The 19,135-nt window shown below is 63.9% G+C and carries 18 protein-coding genes; 12 read left to right on the top strand and 6 right to left on the bottom strand.

Annotated elements, in window-relative coordinates; genetic code table 11:
• Window positions 1–14 precede the first annotated feature (14 nt).
• The 5 genes from AC0NID_RS32830 (at window position 15) to AC0NID_RS32810 (ending at window position 4,581) form a co-directional block, all read left to right on the top strand.
• Window positions 15–611 (top strand): dimethylamine monooxygenase subunit DmmA family protein, encoded by a 597-nt coding sequence (locus tag AC0NID_RS32830; protein WP_473454356.1) that lies wholly within the window; start codon window positions 15–17, stop codon window positions 609–611.
• Window positions 608–1,573 (top strand): PDR/VanB family oxidoreductase, encoded by a 966-nt coding sequence (locus tag AC0NID_RS32825; RefSeq protein WP_473454355.1) that lies wholly within the window; start codon window positions 608–610, stop codon window positions 1,571–1,573. Before AC0NID_RS32830 ends, AC0NID_RS32825 begins: the two co-directional genes overlap by 4 nt.
• 9 nt (window positions 1,574–1,582) lie before the next feature.
• Window positions 1,583–2,623 (top strand): heme-dependent oxidative N-demethylase family protein, encoded by a 1,041-nt coding sequence (locus tag AC0NID_RS32820; protein ID WP_473454354.1) that lies wholly within the window; start codon window positions 1,583–1,585, stop codon window positions 2,621–2,623.
• Between the two features lie 196 nt (window positions 2,624–2,819).
• Window positions 2,820–3,500, top strand: a complete 681-nt coding sequence (locus AC0NID_RS32815; RefSeq protein WP_474033380.1) for an SDR family oxidoreductase — start codon at window positions 2,820–2,822, stop codon at window positions 3,498–3,500.
• Between the two features lie 43 nt (window positions 3,501–3,543).
• Window positions 3,544–4,581, top strand: a complete 1,038-nt coding sequence (locus AC0NID_RS32810) for an RNA polymerase subunit sigma-70 (protein ID WP_473454353.1) — start codon at window positions 3,544–3,546, stop codon at window positions 4,579–4,581.
• Between the two features lie 149 nt (window positions 4,582–4,730).
• Here the strand turns inward: AC0NID_RS32810 and AC0NID_RS32805 are convergent, their stop codons facing one another.
• A complete protein-coding gene (locus tag AC0NID_RS32805) occupies window positions 4,731–5,453 on the bottom strand; it encodes a helix-turn-helix domain-containing protein (protein ID WP_473454352.1) in 723 nt (240 codons plus the stop codon).
• 258 nt (window positions 5,454–5,711) lie between these two features.
• Here AC0NID_RS32805 and AC0NID_RS32800 point away from each other — a divergent pair, with 258 nt between their 5' ends.
• Window positions 5,712–7,070 carry an NAD(P)-binding domain-containing protein gene (locus tag AC0NID_RS32800; protein WP_473454351.1) on the top strand — a complete coding sequence of 453 codons (1,359 nt, stop codon included), beginning with the start codon at window positions 5,712–5,714 and terminating at the stop codon, window positions 7,068–7,070.
• A gap of 260 nt (window positions 7,071–7,330) precedes the next feature.
• Here AC0NID_RS32800 and AC0NID_RS32795 read toward each other — a convergent pair whose 3' ends face one another.
• The 3 genes from AC0NID_RS32795 to AC0NID_RS32785 all read right to left on the bottom strand — a co-directional run bounded on the left by AC0NID_RS32795 (window position 7,331) and on the right by AC0NID_RS32785 (window position 10,145).
• Window positions 7,331–7,642, bottom strand: coding sequence for a hypothetical protein (locus AC0NID_RS32795; RefSeq protein ID WP_473454350.1), 312 nt, complete (start codon window positions 7,640–7,642; stop codon window positions 7,331–7,333).
• A 188-nt stretch (window positions 7,643–7,830) separates the two neighbouring features.
• Complete coding sequence (locus AC0NID_RS32790) at window positions 7,831–9,324, bottom strand: ATP-binding protein (RefSeq protein WP_474033379.1); 1,494 nt, start codon at window positions 9,322–9,324, stop codon at window positions 7,831–7,833.
• Window positions 9,325–9,431: 107 nt separating this feature from the next.
• A complete protein-coding gene (locus AC0NID_RS32785) occupies window positions 9,432–10,145 on the bottom strand; it encodes a response regulator (protein WP_473454348.1) in 714 nt (237 codons plus the stop codon).
• Between the two features lie 198 nt (window positions 10,146–10,343).
• Here AC0NID_RS32785 and AC0NID_RS32780 point away from each other — a divergent pair, with 198 nt between their 5' ends.
• The gene (locus tag AC0NID_RS32780; RefSeq protein ID WP_473454347.1) at window positions 10,344–10,946 is read left to right on the top strand and encodes a TetR/AcrR family transcriptional regulator; all 603 of its coding nucleotides are present in this window, start codon (window positions 10,344–10,346) and stop codon (window positions 10,944–10,946) included.
• A gap of 256 nt (window positions 10,947–11,202) precedes the next feature.
• On the opposite strand, the gene AC0NID_RS32775 is transcribed toward AC0NID_RS32780, so the two are convergent.
• The gene (locus AC0NID_RS32775; protein ID WP_473454346.1) at window positions 11,203–11,877 is read right to left on the bottom strand and encodes a GntR family transcriptional regulator; all 675 of its coding nucleotides are present in this window, start codon (window positions 11,875–11,877) and stop codon (window positions 11,203–11,205) included.
• Window positions 11,878–12,050: 173 nt separating this feature from the next.
• Between AC0NID_RS32775 and AC0NID_RS32770 the strand changes: the two genes are divergently transcribed.
• The 5 genes from AC0NID_RS32770 (at window position 12,051) to AC0NID_RS32750 (ending at window position 17,880) form a co-directional block, all read left to right on the top strand.
• Window positions 12,051–12,998: a TRAP transporter substrate-binding protein gene (locus tag AC0NID_RS32770; RefSeq protein WP_473454410.1), complete on the top strand. Its 948-nt coding sequence runs from the start codon at window positions 12,051–12,053 to the stop codon at window positions 12,996–12,998.
• 70 nt (window positions 12,999–13,068) lie between these two features.
• Window positions 13,069–13,635 (top strand): TRAP transporter small permease subunit, encoded by a 567-nt coding sequence (locus AC0NID_RS32765; protein WP_473454345.1) that lies wholly within the window; start codon window positions 13,069–13,071, stop codon window positions 13,633–13,635.
• Window positions 13,632–14,948, top strand: coding sequence for a TRAP transporter large permease (locus AC0NID_RS32760; RefSeq protein ID WP_473454344.1), 1,317 nt, complete (start codon window positions 13,632–13,634; stop codon window positions 14,946–14,948). The genes AC0NID_RS32765 and AC0NID_RS32760 overlap by 4 nt, the downstream gene beginning before the upstream one ends.
• Window positions 14,945–16,366 (top strand): malonyl-CoA decarboxylase, encoded by a 1,422-nt coding sequence (locus AC0NID_RS32755; RefSeq protein ID WP_473454343.1) that lies wholly within the window; start codon window positions 14,945–14,947, stop codon window positions 16,364–16,366. Before AC0NID_RS32760 ends, AC0NID_RS32755 begins: the two co-directional genes overlap by 4 nt.
• A complete protein-coding gene (locus tag AC0NID_RS32750) occupies window positions 16,366–17,880 on the top strand; it encodes a malonate--CoA ligase (RefSeq protein ID WP_473454342.1) in 1,515 nt (504 codons plus the stop codon). Before AC0NID_RS32755 ends, AC0NID_RS32750 begins: the two co-directional genes overlap by 1 nt.
• A gap of 85 nt (window positions 17,881–17,965) precedes the next feature.
• Here AC0NID_RS32750 and AC0NID_RS32745 read toward each other — a convergent pair whose 3' ends face one another.
• Window positions 17,966–19,114: an alpha-hydroxy acid oxidase gene (locus AC0NID_RS32745; protein ID WP_473454409.1), complete on the bottom strand. Its 1,149-nt coding sequence runs from the start codon at window positions 19,112–19,114 to the stop codon at window positions 17,966–17,968.
• Window positions 19,115–19,135: the final 21 nt, after the last annotated feature.

Here is a 19,135-nt window from a genome sequence, read left to right as displayed (position 1 = left end):
GGCAAACCGAGAGAATGGCAGCAAAGAGCATCATCAGCCGGCCGGTCTACGGAACCCTGTCTCCGCAGCCCGGCAAGCACCATCTTTTCGTAGCGGATGCGGAAGGAGCGCTGGCGATATCAGACCTGGCCGCCAGGGCGCCCGCCGGCTTTTTCGCCGACGCCCACATCATCTTCATCCCCGACCATGACGGCAAACATGTCGCCACGCTCGAAGCGCTGAACCCGGCGCAGTTCTACCAGGGGCCTTCCTTCGCCAGCGCCTTGCCGCGGCTGAAGCAGACGCTGGCCAACGCGCATATGGGCCTGCGCCTCTATCTCGCCGGCACCGAGGGGCTGATCGGCCAGGCCATGCAGGCGGCGCTCGAAGCCGGCATCGACCATACCTCGATTCAGACCGAGCATCGCGGCTCGCTGGCGCGCCGCATCCAATGCGTTCACTGCAAGGGCATCACCGAGAACGTGACGACGCAGCCGGCAACCTGTTCGCATTGTGGCCTGCTTCTTCTGGTACGCGACCACTATTCCAGGCGCCTCGCGGCATTCCAGGGTGTCTGCATCAACGCCGAGGACCGCAGCGAAATTCCTCCCGCGGAGGAGATCTTTCGATGAGCACCGGCACCACCAAGCTCGATGTCGTGGTGAGCGACGTCGTCCCGGTCAACGAATTGGTCACGCGCTTCCACTTCCGCCGGCGCGACGGAGCGCTGCTGCCGACATTTTCCGGCGGCGCCCATGTCGTGGTGGAGATGCGCGATGGCGATCGCACTCGGCTCAATCCCTATTCGCTGATGGGTTCGCCGCTCAATACCGGCGAATACACGATTTCGGTGCGCCGCGACGACGCCGGCCGCGGCGGCTCGCTGTTCATGCACCGGAGCGTCAAGCCGGGGCTGGAAATGGTGATCAGCTACCCGGTCAATCTGTTTTCGCTCGATCTGCGCGCTAAAAAACACCTGATGCTGGCCGGCGGCATCGGCATCACGCCGTTCATGGCGCAGACCGCGCAGCTGGCGGCGGAAGGCGGCAATTTCGAACTGCACTACACCTGCCGCACCGCCTCGCTCGGCACCTATGCCGATGTGCTGAGGGAGCGCTACGACCGCCGGGTCAGGCTCTACCACGACGACCGCGACGAGCGCATCGAGCTTGATCGCCTCCTGTCGTCGCAGCCGCTCGGCACGCATCTCTACGTCTGCGGCCCGTCGGGCATGATCGGTTGGGTGCGCGATCGCGCAGCAAGCCTGGGCTGGCCGGCGGAAACCGTCCATTTCGAGCATTTCGCCGCCCCCCAGCCCGGCGCCCCGTTCGACGTGACGCTCGCCCTCAGCGGCAGGACGATCCGCGTCGGCGAGCAGCAGAGCCTGCTCGAGGCGATCGAGGCGGCCGGCGTCGATCCGCCCTATCTCTGCCGCGGCGGCGTCTGCGGCCAATGCGAGACCAATGTGATTTCGCATGACGGCAAATTCATCCACAACGATCACTGGCTGAGCGAGGAAGAGCATCGATCCTGCGGGAAGATCATGCCGTGCGTCTCGCGCTTCGAGGGCAGGTCGCTGGTGCTGGAAAGATAGGAGGCGAGCTTGGGGATCACCTTTCGCAACGAAACGTTCCGTAACGACTTCACATTCCGGAACAGCCCGGAGCACATCAGGCGGTTCCCATTCCCGTTCCACGAAGACAGCTACATGTATGCGGTCAATATCGAGCCGCATGTGGTCGGGCCGAAGGGCAGCGTGCTCGAAAACCTGATCGACGTCGACGAGCACTATGTCGCCGAGATGCAGGACCGCGCCCTGGTGCTTGCCGAGGATCCGCTGCGCTGCCAGTCGCTGCCGCACATGACGCTGGCCGGCTGGGACCTGCTCGAACTCCTGATGGAGCAGCAGGCGCTCGGCTATCCCGAGCATTTCACGCTGACGCGCGACGGTGACCGCTGGCGCTGGATCAACCGGCCGCTCGGCATCGACGACACTTTCACCTTCGGCGATGTCTCGACGCTGCCTTACGGGCCGATGGAATACATCACGCGCCAGAGCCAGGGCGATTTCTGCATCCTCGACCAGCGTGACGGCAATCTGTGGATGGACGCCGGCATGGTCACCACCCAGGCCGACTGGTCGCTCGATTTCGACATCGGCATGAACTTCTTCGAATGGCACGCGCCGGTGCCGCTGGCGCATGAGAAGGGGATTTTTATCCGGGCGCTGAAGTTCCTCACCAACATCCAGCAAGGCAAGCCGGCGCGGCGCCTGAACTGGACGATGACCATCAATCCGCGCCTCGACACCAGCCCGGAAAACTATCACAAATGGGGTCCGGACCGCACCACGGTGACGCCCGAAAATGTCGGCGAAAAGGTCCATCTGCGCGTCGAGCTGCAAAGCTTCTGGCGGCTGCCGCGCTCGAACGGCATCGTCTTCCCGATCCGCTGCTATCTGATCAAGATGGACGAACTGGTGACGCAGCCGAAATGGGCGCGGCGCCTGCACCGCGTGATCCGCGACCTGCCCGAGGAACTCGCCAACTACAAGGGCCTGACGCGCTACCGCTCGACGCTGGTCGAATGGCTGTCGAAGCTGGATGATGGCAGCCCGACGTCGCCCGGTTTCGGGCCGGAGTAAGGAGCTCGCACGGCGCTTCCGATCAACTGAGAGGATTTCTGACCCCGCACCGATGATTCCCGCCCGCCAGCGTTGTCCTGATCAATGGGCGCGCCTGGATGGTCCAGCGGCCCGGAGAGCGAGGTGGTCCATGGGATCGTTACAAGGTCAGAATGTCTTCGTCGTTGGGGGGAGCCGGGGTGTCGGCCGCTCGATCGTGGAAGCCGCGCTGAGCGAGGGAGCGACGGTCCTGGCCGTCGCCCGCGGAGAACAGGCCCTGGCGGAATTTGCTCAGGATACTTCGGGCGTGAAGACATTCGCGGTCAATGCAACTGTGGACTCCGCGCCTGATCAGGTCTTCGCCGCGCTTGAACCGGACGTCCTGGTGATCTGTGCAGGCGCTTTCGCCCCCGCCGCGCCCGTACATGAACTGAGCTGGGAGGCGTTCTCCGCAAACTGGGAAACCGACGTCAAGGCGTCTTTCCTGTTTTGCAAAGCCGCTCTGCGGGGTCCGCTCAAGTCGGGGACCCGGATCGTTCTGATCTCCAGTGGCGCAGCCTTGACCGGGGGGCCACCGTTCGCCGGCGGTTATGCCGGCGCAAAGCGCATGCAGATGTTCATGGCCGGTCATTGCCAGAAGGAATCGGAACGGCTCGGCCTGGACCTGCGCTTCATGGCGCTTGCGCCTATGCGCATCATGCCGGAGACCGGCGTGGGCAAGGCCGGCGTCGACAGCTTTGCGGCCTATCTGGGCATTCACCCTGCGGACTTCCTCGCGAGCATGACCGACATGCAGACGCCGGCCGATGTGGGAAGGGCGGTGGTCGCACTCGCCACCGGGAAATCGCAAGGCAGTTCCTTCGCGGTGAGCGGGAGCGGGCTTGCGCCGGCCGCCTGAGGCGCGCGTAATGCAAACCAAGACCCGGAACTGCAGAATCCGCATGACAGACGCTCAGGCACCTCTCGAGCCGGCACGTCAGCAAGGCCAACCGATCCTCGATCGGCTGGCCTTCGAGAAGCTCACGGCGGCCCATCGCCGGGAGCTCAAGCTCCACTGCTATCGCATGATGGGCTCGCTGCACGAGGCGGACGATCTCGTCCAGGACACGCTTCTTCGCGCCTGGCGTGCAAGGTCGGAGTTCGACGGGCGGGGTTCGCTTCGTGGTTGGCTCTACACAATCGCGACCAACACTTGCCTCAACGCCCTCAAGGCGCGGGCCAGGGCGCATCGAATTCTGCAGCAGCCCGGACGGTCGCCCTGCCACGGTTCGGCCGCAGGCGGGCCCGCAGCCGAGCTTGGCTGGCTGGAGCCTTACCCGGACGCGGAGCTTCCAGGCCTCGCAGACAGCGAGCCAGGTCCGGAAGCGCGGTATGAGACCCGCGAAGCCGTGCAACTCGCCTTCGTCGCCGCGATCCAGGATCTGCCGCCCAGGCAGCGGGCCGCCCTGCTGCTTGCCGACGTCCTGGGGTGGTCGGCTGCCGAGACCGCGCAATTGCTGGGCAGATCGACAGCTTCGATCAACAGCGCATTGCAGCGGGCTCGCGCAACCCTCGTGGCGCGATATCCTGAGGGACGTCCGACGCGTCGATCGCAGCCCAACCCCGAAGAAGGCCTGCTGCTCGAACGTTACATGCAGGCTTGGCATGCCGCCAATCTTGACGGCCTGATCGATCTCTTGCGTGAGGACGCCACCTATCGCATGCCGCCTTGGCGGGAATGGTATCAAGGACGCGGGGCGATACGCGGTTTCTTCGAGACCATCTGGACTAATTTTGCGGGCTTCCGCGCGGTGGCCATCAGGGCCAACGGCCAGCCGGCGGTAGGAGTCTACGTGCGCACCCATCAGGACCCTACGTGGCGAGCTCATTCTCTGCACGTGATCGAACCCGCCGAGGGTGGAATCGCTTCTCTGACGATCTATGTGGGGCCGCTCGGCCCCAGCTTGTTTGCGGCCTTCGGCCTGCCGCCAGCCCTCTAGAACTGGAATGCCCCTCATCCGGCCGCTTCCGCCTTCTCCCGCTGGCGGGAGAGAGGCATCGACGCTGGTGGGCTCTTCTCGTCCCGAGAAGAGACCAGCCGATCGAAGAGGAGGCCGGGCGAGGGGGATACGCTTGCGTCCGAATCCGCTCAACCCGCGCTGTTCTGCGGATAGCAGATGATCGAGAGATAGCGCATCGGCAGAACTGTCAGCACTTCCGGCCCGTGCGGCGCGTCGGCGTCGAAAAACAGGCTGTCACCAGGCTTCATCGGATAGAGGTTGCTGCCGTGGCGGTAAACCACTTCGCCTTCGAGCATATAGAGGAACTCCATGCCCTCATGCTGGAAGGTCGGAAACACGTCTGAATCCTCGGTCAGCGTGATCAGATAGGGTTCGACGACGACGCCGCTGGTGTTGGAGCCGATATGGCCGAGCAGATTGTACTGGTGGCCGGCTCGCGTGCCGCGGCGCTCGACATCGAGCCCTTCGCCGGCCTTGACGAACACGGCGCTGCGCTCCTCCTCGAAACGGCGGAAGAAGGCGGTGACGGGAACGCCGAGCGCCCGCGACAAGGCCTGCAGCGTCGTCAGCGATGGCGAGGTGATGCCGTTCTCGATCTTCGACAGCATGCCGAGCGATATATCGGTGGCGACGGCCAGGTCCGCGACGGTGATGCCGAGCTTCTTGCGGAACGCCCGCACCTCGCGGCCGATGGCGACCTCGAGGACTTTTTCGCGGGTGTCGCGGATGGCGTGCGGGTTCTGCGTCAGCGGCGTGCGAATCGTCCGTCCTTCGGCCGCCTTTGGTGACGGTTTGGCCCTGGCCAGAGCGGCACCGGCGCCATTCTTGAGGTCTGAAGCTGTTTTCGCCATGTCGCTACTCCGGACTCTGTGGATTTATTTCACTCACGGTAAACATATTCGGTGCCGATACAGAAGCGCAACCGCCACAGCAAGCCATCCACGATTGATTTCTCGTGTGCTCCGCAGGCTGCTACCGTGGACCTAGCTGGAAAATCACCTTGATGAAACGCGGTTTCGCGACAAGGGCTGTTGACAGCATTGAACGGCGAATTACTGTCCTGTCAGTGAAATTTGTTTCGTTAGAGAAATGAGGTCGGGAGGCCCGGAATGAAAAGTCGTGTTGCCGTCATCGGAGCCGGACCGTCCGGCCTGGCCCAGCTTCGAGCCTTCAAGTCGGCTGCCGACCATGGCGCGGACATTCCGGAAGTCGTCTGCTTCGAAAAGCAGTCCGACTGGGGTGGCCTGTGGAACTACACCTGGCGCACCGGCCTCGACGAGCATGGCGATCCGGTGCATGGCTCGATGTACCGTTACCTCTGGTCGAACGGACCGAAGGAGTGCCTCGAATTCGCCGACTACACGTTCGAGGAGCATTTCGGGCGGCCGATCGGCTCCTATCCGCCACGCGCCGTGCTGTGGGACTACATCAAGGGCCGCGTCGAAAAATCCGGCGTGCGCAAATGGGTGCGCTTCAACAGCCCGGTGCGCATGGTGACCTTCTCCGACGAGACGAAAAAGTTCACCGTCACCGCGCATGACCGCACCAACGACGTCACCTATTCGGAAGAGTTCGACAACGTCGTCGTCGCCTCGGGGCATTTTTCCGTGCCCAACGTTCCCTATTTCGAGGGTTTTTCGACCTTCAACGGCCGCATCCTGCACAGCCACGATTTCCGCGACGCCATGGAATTCAAGGACAAGGACATCCTGATCATCGGCCGCTCCTATTCGGCCGAGGATATCGGCTCGCAATGCTATAAATACGGCGCCAGATCGATCACCTCCAGCTACCGCTCGAAGCCGATGGGCTTCAAATGGCCCGACAACTGGAAGGAAGTGCCACTGCTGCAGAAAGTCGTCGGCAAGACCGCGCATTTCAAGGACGGCAGCACCAAGGATGTCGACGCCATCATCCTGTGTACCGGCTATCTGCACTCGTTCCCGTTCCTGACCGACGATCTGAAGCTCAAGACCGCCAACCGCATGTGGCCGGACGGGCTCTATGAGGGCGTCGTCTGGGAGAAGAACCCGCAGCTGTTCTATATCGGCATGCAGGACCAGTTCTACACCTTCAACATGTTCGACGCGCAGGCCTGGTTCGCGCGCGACGTCATCATGGACCGCATAAAGCTGCCTTCGGCAGAAGTGATGGCGGAACACGGCAGGAAATGGCGGGCGCGTGAGGAAACGCTGGAAGACGCCGAGCAGATGATCTGGTTCCAGGGCGACTACACCAAGGAGCTGATGGAGCAGACCGACTATCCGGGCTTCGACGTCGAGGCTGTCAACCAGACCTTCATGGAGTGGGAGCACCACAAGGTGGAAGACATCATGGGCTTCCGCGACAACGCCTACCGTTCGCTGATGACTGGCACGATGGCGCCGCTGCACCATACGCCCTGGCTGCAGGCGATGGACGATTCGATGGAGAGCTATCTCGAAGTGAAGGGGGTCGCGGCGGAGTAGCGGCGTCCTCGCCGCACCGCGAGCTCCAGCCAAGCGCACGACCCACCCATGGCGGCGCTTCGCCATGCACGGCCTGCGGGAACAATGGGTCCGCGAAACAACCCACAGCGACCGCAATGGCCGTGGGTTCGTGATGGATACCAAAAGACCGTAGAGCCGCACGTTTAACCCATGACGGCGTAAGCGGCTACGCTACCGCCTTTGGACGAAATGGATGATGGCGCAGCTTTCACCGCGCCATCATTCTCACGCGTTCAGGCTCAGGGAACCGGCTGATAGAAGCATGGCATGGCTCGCGCCTGGAACTGCGAACCGCCAAGCGGCGTGATCGACTTGTTCTTGGCGCCGGCCCACTGGGCCCACTTGTTGCCGTACTTCGAGGCAACCAACTGGACCCACATGGCCTGGGCGACGGGCAACGAGGGGCCGTTGACGGCTTCGTAGGCCCGCTTGCAGTCGCCCGGCTGCGGTCCGACTGCCTTCATCTGGGCAGCGGTGGCGGCACCTGCGACGAGCGCGGACATGACGATCGCAGCGCCTATGCTGTGGAAAGTAATGGCCCTCTGTTTCATTTCATTCTCCTCTGGTTGGTTCGCGGACGTCGCCTGGATCAGGTTTCGCATCCGCCATGAGCTTCGATGTGCGCGGTGCATTCCGCTCGCATCGCCGTCGTTTGACGATGGAAACAGGATGCACCCGCAATACATCGCGCGGATTGCGCCGCGCAGGCCGACCCATTTCAAATGTTTCCGGAATGGTTTCAGCGGCCGCGCGGGCCAAAATCCGTGACGAGTCTTGCGACGTCCGCCGGCGTGAACGGTTTTTCGAGAAATGGACGGCCGGACTCGGCGAGAAAACGCCCGGCCGCGGGGCCGAGCGCATCTCCGGTCACGAACAACGTGCGTTCGACGAGTGCGGCATGGTACGCTTTGATCCATTGGAACAGGGCCGGTCCGTCCATGTCCGGCATGCGCAGGTCGCAGATCACCGCGTCGTAGCCGCCGACAGCGTCCGCAATCAGCGCCTGCGCCTCCGCGCCGCTGCTGGCGATGTCCGAACGGAAGCCCTTGCGGGAGAGAGCCTCGGCGATCAGCTTCGCGATCTGTGGTTCGTCGTCGATGACGATCGCCCGCAGCGCGACGGTACCTCGATCCGAAACCGTATCCGTCGCCTTGCCGACACCCTCGACCTTCATCTCCGAACCGGTCGCCAGGGGTAGCGTCAGCTCGAACGCCGCGCCGCCGAGCGACGAGGCGGTGAGCGCCAGTTGGCCGTCCTGCGACTCGGCCAGGCCGCGCGAGATCGAAAGCCCGATGCCCGTGCCGATCCCTAGAGGTTTCGTCGTGAAGAACGGTTCGAAGATCTGCATCTGAATAGCCGCGGGAATTCCCGGTCCGCTATCGTCCACGACGATCCTTGCCTTGCCCTCGCGCCCTACGAATGTGCGAATTTCGATGGCGCGGCTGCCCGCGGCTTCCTGCAGCGCCTGGTTCGCATTGACGATCAGGTTGACGACGATCTGCTGCAACTGATTCGGGTCGATGAAGACCTCGGGCATCGCCTCGTCATAGTCACGGTACACCGCGACGCCGTTGCTCCTCAGCCCATAGGCCAAGAGCTCGATCGCGCTGTCTAGCAGCGGCGCCACCGCCACCGCGCGCTTCTCTGCCTTTTGCTGGCGGGCGATCGCCATGAAGGAGCGTATCACGCGTGCGCAGCGCTCCGCCGCTACCTGGATTTGCTTGACCCGTTCGCCCGCCGATTCCGCAAAGCCGTTGCCCTCAAGCTCCTCCTGCAGCACCGTCGCCTGCCCGAGCACCACCGTCAGCGGGTTGTTCAACTCATGTGCGACGCCGGCGAGCAGCGAACCGATCGCGGCGAGCTTCTCGCTCTGGTGAAGCGCCTCGCGCTGTCGCTGGATTTCCGCGGCCGCCGCCTTAGCCGCGGAGAGATCGCGCAGATTGGCGGTGAAATAGCGCCCGTCCGGTAGGTTCACTTCCGTGATCGCCAGCTCGACCGCGATGATCGTGCCGTCCTTGCGCCGCGCATCCATCTCCACGCGGCGGCCGAGCACATGCGGTACGCCGGTGGCGCGGTAGCGGGCCATGCCGGCCTCGTGCGCCTCCTTGTGGTGGTCGGGAACGATCAGCGAGCTGATCGAGAGGCCGATCGCTTCGCTCTTCGAATAGCCGAACGTCGTCTCGGCGGACGCGTTCATCGTCACGACGCGCCCCTCCTCATCGACGACGATCACCGCATCAAGAGCGGAATCGACCACCGCCGCATAGATGACGGCGTCGCGCTGGAGATCGTTGAGGCGCGAGCCGCCTCGCTTGCGGGCAGGCTTTGTCCTCGCGCCGTTCAAGCTGGCGGAACGTAGACGTAGCCGACGCTGCGCACGGTCCTGATGACCTGCGGCCTGGTCGGGTTGACCTCGATCCTTTTCCGGATGCGCGTCACCCTTATGTCGATCGCCCGGTCGCAGCAGCCTGAGCCGTGCTCCAACGAGTCACCGAGCAGGCGGTCCCGCGTCAGCACCTTGTTGGGGTGCTGCGCGAAGGTCGACAACATCTCGAATTCGGTCGCGGTGATCGGCAGGTCGGCGCCGTTCCGGTCGATCAGGCGGCGCGCGTCGAAGTCGAGGAAGGCTTCGCCGAAGCAGGCGACGTTCCGTTGCCGCCGCTCCCGTGCTGACTGGGGCCGCTGCGGCACTGCCGGGCAGCCTCCGGCCGCCTGTGCGCGGCGCAGCACGCCGTGCACGCGCGCGGCGAGCTCGCGCAGGTCGAACGGCTTGGTCACATAGTCGTCGGCGCCGACTTCGAGCCCCACAACCCTGTCGATCGTGTCGGCCAGCGCGGTCAGCATGACGATCGGGACCTGCTTCGTCGCCCGCAGCCTGCGCGCGATCGAGAAGCCATCCTCGCCGGGCAGGTTGACGTCGAGCACCACGAGGTCCGGCGCCACCATGTCGATCGCCCGGTCGAGTTCGGCCCCGTTCGCGCAGCGGCTCACATGACAGCCCCCGCGCCCGAGATAGTCCGACACCATCGAAAGGACGTCAGGCTCGTCGTCCACGACCACGATCCTTGTGGAAGCATTCTGAAGCACTGGGGCAATCCTCCTTGCTCGCTTCATGAGTGCGTGAAAAAAACCGCGATCGGTTCACGCCTGCTTTCCAACTTTGCTGCTGGCCCAAGAGAAAGTGAGTTGCCCCGGCAGATTTAGCGGACTATCTATTTCACGGAATTACATTTTTGTCAAATTGGGGGCCGAATGCCTCGCGAATACAAGATGCGCAAGCGCGCCGACGACTGGCACAATACGCGTGAGCGCATCCTCCGGGCCACAATGCAACTGCACGACGAGAAGGGTGTGGCACCGACGACCTTCTCGGACATCGCGAAACGCGCGGGGCTCGGCCAGGCGACGCTCTACAGGCATTTCCCGACGCTTGGCGACCTCGTGCAGGCCTGCGGCGGTCACGTGTGGCAGCAAATGCGCCCGCCGACCCCCGAAAGCGCGGCAACCGCCTTCGACGGGTTGACGAGCACCAACGAGCGCCTAGCGAGGCTCATCGAGGAGATCGACGCCTTCTACCAGCGCGGTGCGCTGCGACTCGGCCTCGCAGGCCGCGACCGCGATCTCATTCCGGCGCTCGACTATTTCCTGAAGGCCGTCGAGGCCGGCGTCGAAGCCTATGTCAGGGAGGCGCTGGCCCCTTCCAAGGCGTCGAAGCGTACCGTGGAGGTCGTCGCCGCGCTGATGAGCTTTCCGGTATGGTCGCGCTTCCGCCAACTCGATCTTTCCGGCCGCAAATCCAGGGAACTCACCGCAAGGCTCATCCACTGCGCGATGCAGGCGGCGAAGGATTTTTAGATTGACCGCTTGAATGGCGTCCGACGGGTTCAACTCCAATTGGCTATCAATCGGCCATTTCACGACCTTCACAACGTCTCCTTTGCCAGCACGAAGCTCAACTTTGGGAGCGCGGCCGACCACTCGCCGGCGCCTTTGTACGTATTGCAAACGATTTCACGCCACATGGGAAGTTGGGCATACAAGCGCTTGCCGCTTGTCACTCCCGCCGTATTCGGCGGACAGTCGGCGATCCGGGGAGGTCGTGGCCACCCCGTCATTGAGGCGACCGGGCTGTCTTGTCCCGTCGACTGAGATTGGAGACGAGGTCGCTGAACCGGTCGCCTTGAACCGCGATATGGTCGCGTAGACGCTGACGCGCCGCGGCCTCGTCGCCGTCGAGGATCGCCTGGATGATGCCCGCATGTTCGCCGATCGACACCTTGACGCGGTTGCGAACGCGCAACTGCAGGCGCCGGTAAGGGCGCAGCCGCCGATGCAGCGCGGCGCACTGTTCGGCGAGGAAGGTGCTGTGGCTGGCCGCGTAGATGGCGTGGTGGAAGACTTCGTTGTCGTAGTAGTAGGAATCGGTGTCCTCGCTCGCCGCCGAGAACTCGCACCGCTCATGGCTCGCCAGCAGCGCCGCGCGATCCTCCCCGGTGTGGCGCCGGGCAGCCATCGCTCCCGCCATGCCTTCAAGTTCCGCCATCACCTCGAACATTTCGTAAATTCGGTTCGGCCCAGGGTCGACGACGACGGCGCCGCGCCGTGGCCTGGCCTCGACCAGGCCGATGGCGCTCAACTGCATCAGCGCTTCCCGGATCGGTGTCCGCGAGACACCAAAACGCGTGGCGAGTTGCACCTCGTCGAGGCGTTCACCGGGCGCGAATTCGCCGGTGAGGATTCCATTCTCGATCTCGTCGCGCAGTTTGTGGAACGTATTGCTGGTCATGCGGATAAATGGGTCCAGTTAGCAGTTTGTGTATACAAGACTGTTGACATTGCACGCAAGAGCGACAAACAATCATCGCAACCGGGCGGGAGGTCCGGAATTCAAGGGAGGTTGTCGTGAAGAAAATCAAGAAAGTGCTGAAGATTTCGGGCCTCGTCGCGGCCGCTTGCCTCATGGGCGGCGTTGCCGCCGCCCAGACGATCCTCAAGGCTTCGCATCAATTTCCAGGCGGCAAGGGCGACATCCGCGACGAGATGGTTCAGATCATTGCCCGCGAGGTGGCCGCCGCCAATGTCGGGCTCGAGGTCCAGGTGTATCCGGGCGCCTCGCTCTACAAGCCCAATGACCAGTGGAACGCCGTCACGCGCGGCCTGCTGGAAATGACATCATTCCCGCTCGACTACGCGTCCGGCCGCCATCCGGAATTCTCGGCGACGCTGATGCCGGGCCTTGTCGGCAATTTCGACCGCGCCGCGCGGCTCAACGATTCCGAGTTCATGACCGACATCAAGAAGATCATCGAGGACGCCGGGGCGCTGGTGATTTCCGATGCCTGGCTGTCCGGCGCTTTTGCTTCCAAGAAGGGCTGCATCACCACGCCAGACACGGTCAAGGGCCAGGTCATCCGCGCCGCCGGCCCGGCCTTCGAGCAGATGCTCGTCGCCGCCGGCGCGTCGATCTCGTCCATGCCCTCATCCGAAATCTACACCGGCATGCAGACCGGCGTGCTCGACGCGGCCAACACCTCTTCGGCTAGCTTCGTATCCTATCGGCTCTATGAGCACGCGAAATGCCTTACGGCGCCCGGTGAGAACGCGCTGTGGTTCATGTACGAACCGGTGCTGATCTCGAAGAAGATATTCGACGGTCTCAACGCCGACCAGCAGAAGGCGATCCTCGCGGCGGGCGAGAAGGCGGAAGCCTTCTTCAACGAGGAAGTTCGCAAGGGCGACCAGGTCATGGTCGACACCTACAAGAAGGCGGGCGTCGAAGTCGTTGAAATGTCGAAGGCCGACTACGATGCCTGGCTCGAACTCGCCAAACAGTCTTCATACAAGAACTTCGCCGAGAAAGTCCCCGGCGGAGACAAGCTGATCGAGAAGGCCCTTGCCGTCCAGTAACAGCGCGATCCACGCCGGCTGCCGCCTCTCCGGCGGATGGCCGGCCCCGTGCATTGCTGGGAGGATTGGCATGGTACGTCTCTACATCAGGTCGGTCGGTGGTCTGTCACGGGCGTTCGCGATCGTCGCGACGCTACTGCTGATCGCCGCCATGCTCGTCGTCTGTCAGATGATCTTCATCCGTTATGTGTTCCGCGCCGCGACGATCTGGCAGACGGACTTCGTGGTGTTTGCCGCGACCGGCGCGATGTTCCTCGGCGCACCTTACGTGTTGCTCAAGGGCGGACATGTCGGGGTCGACGTGGTCGAGATGGTGGTCACTGAGCGCACCCGCCGCGCGATGCGCATCGTGGCCAGCCTGCTCGGGCTGCTGTTTTGCGCCATCATGGCGTATGCGAGCTGGCTCCAGTTCCACGAGGCCTGGGCCGGCGGCTGGCGCCATTCCAGCGTCTGGGCGCCGCCGCTTTGGATACCGGTGTCGGCTCTTCCGCTAGGTTTCGGCATGCTGTGCCTGCAATATGTGGCGCAGATCCTCGTCCTGCTGTCGGGCGGTGTTGCGCCCGCGCCAACTCATGTGCCCGCGGAGGCGCTCAAAGCCGCGGCCGCCGTTTCGCCGTCTACGGAGACCCCGCGATGAGCCCGACTTTCGCCGGCCTGACGATCATCGCCGCCTTGTTCGTGCTGCTGGGGACGGGTATGCCGATCGCCTTCGCCCTTGGCCTGGCCGCCGTTTGCGCCCTGTTCCTGCAGAGCGGCCCGGGTGTCATCTATGTCCTGTCCGAGACGATGTTCTCGGGCATCGCCAATCTCGCCTATGTCTCGATCCCGATGTTCGTGCTGATGGGGGCGGCGGTCGCGTCGTCGCCGGCCGGCGCTGACCTCTATACCGCGCTTGATCGCTGGCTGAACCGCGTGCCCGGCGGTTTGGTCCTGTCCAACATCGGCGCCTGCGCCATCTTCTCCGGCATGACAGGTTCGTCGCCTGCGACCTGCGCCGCCATCGGCAAGATGGGCATTCCCGAAATGCTCCGCCGCGGCTATCCGGCCTCTGTCGCCAGCGGCTCGATCGCCGCCGGCGGCACGCTCGGCATCCTCATTCCGCCATCCGTGACCCTGATCGTCTACGGCATCGCCACCGAGACCTCGATCGGACGATTGTTCATGGCCGGCGTTATTCCCGGGCTGATGCTCACAATCATGTTCATGATCTGGGCGGTAGTCGACTGCAAGCGCCAGGGCTACGACTTCGGCGCGCGCGCGATGCGGTTCACGCTGCGCGAGAAACTGTCGGGTATGCCGCGCGTATTGCCGTTCCTGCTCATCATCGCGGGAACGCTCTACGTGCTCTACGGCGGCCTCGCGACGCCGTCGGAAGCGGCCGGCGCCGGCGCGCTGCTCACCTTGGTCGTGGTGATCGTCGCCTATCGGCTGTTCCGCTTCCGCCCGGTCGCCGGCATCTTCGGCTCGGCGATGCGCGAGAGCGTGATGATCATGATGATCATGGCGGCGGCCGAACTGTTCGCCTTCGCGCTTTCGTCGCTGTTCATCACCCAGTCGATCGCCGCCGCGATTGCTGATCTGGAGGTCAATCGTTGGGTGCTGATGGGCGTGATCAATCTCTTCCTGCTGGTCGCCGGGATGTTCCTGCCGCCTGTCGCGGTGATCGTGATGACGGCGCCGATGCTGTTCCCGATCGTCACACAGGCCGGCTTCGATCCGTACTGGTTCGCGATCGTCCTCACCATCAACATGGAGGTCGGCCTGATCACGCCGCCGATCGGCCTCAATCTCTTCGTCATCAACGCCATCGCGCCTGACATTCCGACGCGCCAGATCCTGTGGGGCGCATTGCCCTATGTGCTCGTGATGTTTCTGGCGATCCTGATCTTGTGCATCTTCCCCGGCCTCGCCACATGGCTTCCGAACCAGATGATGGGGGCAGCGATATGAACGGCGTTTCATTTCTCGGTGACATGCTGCAGACCATCGCCGAACGCGGCCGCCGTTTCCTGTCGCCGAGCGGCAGGGAAGAGGCGGGCGCCGGCGGCGTCGAGGCGATTTGCGAAACGCTGCTTTCGAGCCACGGCGAGGCGTCAGGCATGGCTCTGGCGAAGACCATCCTCGACCGCTGGTCGCGATTCGACGAGGAGCAGCGCCGGGCCTTCATGGTGATGCTGCTGGAAAGGTTCGGGCCCGACGCCGCGCGGCTCGAAAAGGCCATAGACGACTACCGCGGCCTGAGGACGCCGCAGGCGCTGCTGGAACTGCATTCCGCGGCCGAGCCCAGGCGGCAGGAATTGATCCGCCGGCTCAATCTTGCTCCCAACGGCATCGCGACACTGGTGCGCATGCGCGAAAATCTCCTGGCGATGAAGTCTGCCCAGACGGATCTCGACGCCGTCGATGCCGATTTCGCGCATCTGTTCGGGTCATGGTTCAACCGCGGCTTTCTGGTGCTGCGTCCGATCAGCTGGTCGACGCCAGCCGACATCCTGGAGAAGATCATCCGCTACGAGGCGGTGCATCAGATCGACGGCTGGGACGAGCTGCGCAGGCGTCTGGCTCCCGACGATCGCCGCTGCTTCGCTTTCTTTCATCCGCAACTGGTCGATGAGCCGCTGATCTTCGTCGAAGTGGCGCTCACCCGTTCCGCTCCAGCCGCGATCGCCGACGTTCTGCGCGAGGACCGGGCGGCGATCGCCGCGGCCGAGGCCACCACTGCCGTGTTCTACTCCATTTCCAACTGTCAGCAGGGGCTGCGTGGCGTTTCCTTCGGCAACTTCCTGATCAAGCAGGTGGTCGAGGATCTGCGCCGGGAGCTGCCGAAGCTCGACACTTTCGTCACGCTGTCGCCGGCTCCGGGCTTCGCGCAATGGCTGGCGCGCGAGCGGCGGGCGGAAGCCTCGGATGCGATCGATGGCACAGATCGGGCGGTGCTCGCGGCGCTGGACGATCAGGACTGGCCTTCGGTTGCCGCCACGACCATGGCGGTGCGGCCCGTCCTTACCGCCGCCGCCGCCTGGTATTTCCTGCGTGCCCGCAACGCCCAGGGCAAGCCGCTCGACCCGGTGGCGCGCTTCCATCTCGGCAATGGCGCGCGCCTAGAGCGCATCAATTTGCTCGCCGACAAATCGGCTTCCGGCATGCGCCAGGCACACGGGCTGATGGTGAACTATCTTTACAAGCTCGATGATATCGAAACCAATCACGAGGCTTTCGCGGGCAGGGGCGAAGTCGTGGCGGCCCAGGGCATCCGCCGCCTGTTGCGCGCGGACAGGCCGCAACGGGCGCTGGCTGTGCTGCGCGCCCCTTCGCGCGAGCGGCCGGCCGGGACGGCGGCGGGGAAGGGGACCAGGGAACTGACGTGATGAACAACCACATGTTCAACGCCGTGCAAAGCGCGGCCGCCGCGCGCGATGCGGCCTTTATCGCCACGGCGGGCGGAAGCGTGTGGACCTATGGCGACATGCTCGACTTCTCGGGCCGGCTTGCCGGCCGGCTTCTCGCGTTGGGCATAAAACCCGGCGACCGGGTCGCCGTGCAGGTCGAGAAAAGTCCCGAGGCGTTGATGCTCTATCTCGCCTGCCTGCGCGCCGGCGCGGTCTACCTGCCGCTCAACACAGCCTACACGCTCGCCGAGCTCGATTATTTCGTCAGCGACGCCGAACCGGCCCTGGTCGTGGTGCCGCCGACCTCGGCCGCCGGCGTGGGGCCGGTGGCGGCAGCCCACGGGGCGAAGCTCGAAACGCTCGACAGTCGCGGTGGCGGCTCGCTGCTCGACGGCATCGACGAATTGCCGGCGGGCTTCGTCGACGTGGCGCGCGGTCCCGACGACCTCGCCGCCATCCTCTACACGTCTGGCACGACGGGCCGGTCGAAGGGCGCCATGCTGACGCACGACAATCTGCTGTCGAACGCGATGACGCTGCGGGACCATTGGCGCTTCACAGGGCGCGACCGGCTGATCCACGCGCTGCCGATCTTTCACACCCACGGACTGTTCGTCGCCTCGAATGTTGTCCTGCTCGCCGGCGCATCGATGTTTTTTCTGCCGAAGTTCGACGCCGACGAAGTGTTGCGCCTGATGGCTACCGCAACGGCGATGATGGGCGTGCCGACCTTTTATGTGCGGCTGGTCCAGCATCCCGGCCTGACGCGGGAGGCGACCGCCGGGATGCGCCTCTTCGTATCCGGTTCGGCGCCGCTGCTCGCGGAGACGCACCGACTTTTCAGCGAGAAGACCGGCCACGCCATCCTCGAACGCTACGGCATGACCGAGACGAACATGAACACGTCGAACCCGTATGATGGCGAGCGCGTGGCCGGCACGGTCGGCTTCCCGCTTCCGGGCGTCGAGCTGAGGATTGTCGACCCCGAGACCGGCGCGACCGTGGCCCGAAGCGAGACGGGGATGATCGAGGTGCGTGGCCCCAACGTGTTCAAGGGCTACTGGCGCATGCCGGAAAAGACAGCCGCCGAGTTCCGCTCCGACGGTTTTTTCATCACCGGCGATCTCGGTCTGGTCGACGATCGCGGCTATGTCCACATCGTCGGCCGAGGCAAGGACCTCGTGATCTCCGGCGGCTACAATATCTATCCCAAGGAGGTCGAGTCCGAGATCGACCAGCTGTCCGGCGTGGTCGAGAGCGCCGTGATCGGCGTGCCGCATCCCGATTTCGGCGAAGGCGTCACCGCCGTGATCGTCAAGCAGCCTGACGCCGCGATCGATGAAGCGGTGGTGCTGGATGGGCTGAAGTCGCGGTTGGCGCGCTACAAGCAGCCGAAGAAAGTGCTGTTCGTCCAGGACCTGCCGCGCAACACGATGGGCAAGGTGCAGAAGAACGTGCTGCGCGAGCGCTACAAGAATCTCTACGGCGGCTGACCCCTTTCTCGGAGAGCTCGGCCGGCTGGGCAAGCCCATTCACCGGCTGCGACGAGCCGGGACGCGCGCGCGGTGAAGCTGCTTGTCACTGACGGAAGCGCAGGTTCCGTCGCGTGAGTTCGCTGACCGAATTGCAGCCCATCAGCTTCATGCCGCGCTCGATCTCGATGTGCATCAATTCCAGCGCGCGCTCGACGCCTGCCTGGCCGGCGGCCGCCAATGGAAAGAGGTAGTAACGGCCCAGTCCGACGGCCTTTGCGCCCAGCGAAAGCGCCTTGAGAACCTGGGTGCCGCGCTGCACGCCGCCATCCATCATCACATCGATTCTGTCTCCCACCGCATCGACGATCTCGGCAAGCTGGTCGAACGCGGTACGCGAGCCGTCGAGTTGGCGACCGCCGTGATTGGACAGGACAATTCCGCTGCAGCCGATCTCGACCGCACGCCTGGCATCCTCGACCGACATGATGCCTTTCAGGCAGAATTGTCCGCCCCAGTGCTGCACCATCTCGGCAACGTCGTCCCACGACATCGAGGGGTCCAACATCTCCGTGAAATAGCGGCTGATCGACATCACGCCGCCGCCCATGTCGACATGGCTGTCGAGCTGCGGCAGCCGGAATTGCTCATGCGTGTAGTAGTTGATCGCCCAGGACGGCTTGATCGCGAACTGGGCGATGCCGGCGAGATTGAGCTTGAAGGGAATGGCGAAACCTGTTTGCTTGTCGCGCTCGCGGTTGCCACCGGTGATGCTGTCCACTGTCAGCATCATCACTTCCACGCCCGCCTGCTTGGCCCGGGCCATCATCTCACGATTCAATCCGCGGTCCTTGTGGAAGTAGAACTGGTAGACCTGCGGCCCATTGCTGATCTGGCGCGCCTCTTCCAGGCTGACGGTGCCGAGCGAGGAGACGCCGAACATCGTGCCATATTTCGCCGCCGCTGCCGCCACCGCGCGCTCGCCCTGATGGTGGAACAGGCGCTGCAGCGCCGTTGGCGAGCAATAGACCGGCATCGCCAGCTTCTGGCCCATGACGGTCACCGACATGTCCACGTTGTTCACGCCGCGCAGGACGTTCGGCACCAGGTCGCAGTCATCGAAAGCAGCCCTGTTGCGCCGGTAGGTGAATTCGTCATCGGCCGCACCGTCAATATAGTTGAAGATCGGTCGGGGAAGACGCTCTTTGGCCATGCTGCGGAAGTCATGGAAGTTGTGGCAGTTCCTTAGACGCATGTCATCACTCTGTTGACCCGG

It is taken from the genome of Mesorhizobium sp. WSM4821, assembly GCF_055901555.1.
The sequence above is the reverse complement of the archived record's forward strand: the minus strand, read 5'-3'. Positions and strand labels throughout refer to the sequence as shown.

Coding starts and splice junctions, on each gene's coding strand:
- AC0NID_RS32745 (WP_473454409.1), bottom strand. CDS start 19,114: ATGCGTCTAAGGAACTGCCACAACTTCCATGACTTCCGCAGCATGGCC.
- AC0NID_RS32780 (WP_473454347.1), top strand. CDS start 10,344: ATGCCTCGCGAATACAAGATGCGCAAGCGCGCCGACGACTGGCACAAT.
- AC0NID_RS32760 (WP_473454344.1), top strand. CDS start 13,632: ATGAGCCCGACTTTCGCCGGCCTGACGATCATCGCCGCCTTGTTCGTG.
- AC0NID_RS32765 (WP_473454345.1), top strand. CDS start 13,069: ATGGTACGTCTCTACATCAGGTCGGTCGGTGGTCTGTCACGGGCGTTC.
- AC0NID_RS32770 (WP_473454410.1), top strand. CDS start 12,051: ATGGGCGGCGTTGCCGCCGCCCAGACGATCCTCAAGGCTTCGCATCAA.
- AC0NID_RS32750 (WP_473454342.1), top strand. CDS start 16,366: ATGAACAACCACATGTTCAACGCCGTGCAAAGCGCGGCCGCCGCGCGC.
- AC0NID_RS32795 (WP_473454350.1), bottom strand. CDS start 7,642: ATGAAACAGAGGGCCATTACTTTCCACAGCATAGGCGCTGCGATCGTC.
- AC0NID_RS32805 (WP_473454352.1), bottom strand. CDS start 5,453: ATGGCGAAAACAGCTTCAGACCTCAAGAATGGCGCCGGTGCCGCTCTG.
- AC0NID_RS32755 (WP_473454343.1), top strand. CDS start 14,945: ATGAACGGCGTTTCATTTCTCGGTGACATGCTGCAGACCATCGCCGAA.
- AC0NID_RS32775 (WP_473454346.1), bottom strand. CDS start 11,877: ATGACCAGCAATACGTTCCACAAACTGCGCGACGAGATCGAGAATGGA.
- AC0NID_RS32800 (WP_473454351.1), top strand. CDS start 5,712: ATGAAAAGTCGTGTTGCCGTCATCGGAGCCGGACCGTCCGGCCTGGCC.
- AC0NID_RS32830 (WP_473454356.1), top strand. CDS start 15: ATGGCAGCAAAGAGCATCATCAGCCGGCCGGTCTACGGAACCCTGTCT.
- AC0NID_RS32825 (WP_473454355.1), top strand. CDS start 608: ATGAGCACCGGCACCACCAAGCTCGATGTCGTGGTGAGCGACGTCGTC.
- AC0NID_RS32810 (WP_473454353.1), top strand. CDS start 3,544: ATGACAGACGCTCAGGCACCTCTCGAGCCGGCACGTCAGCAAGGCCAA.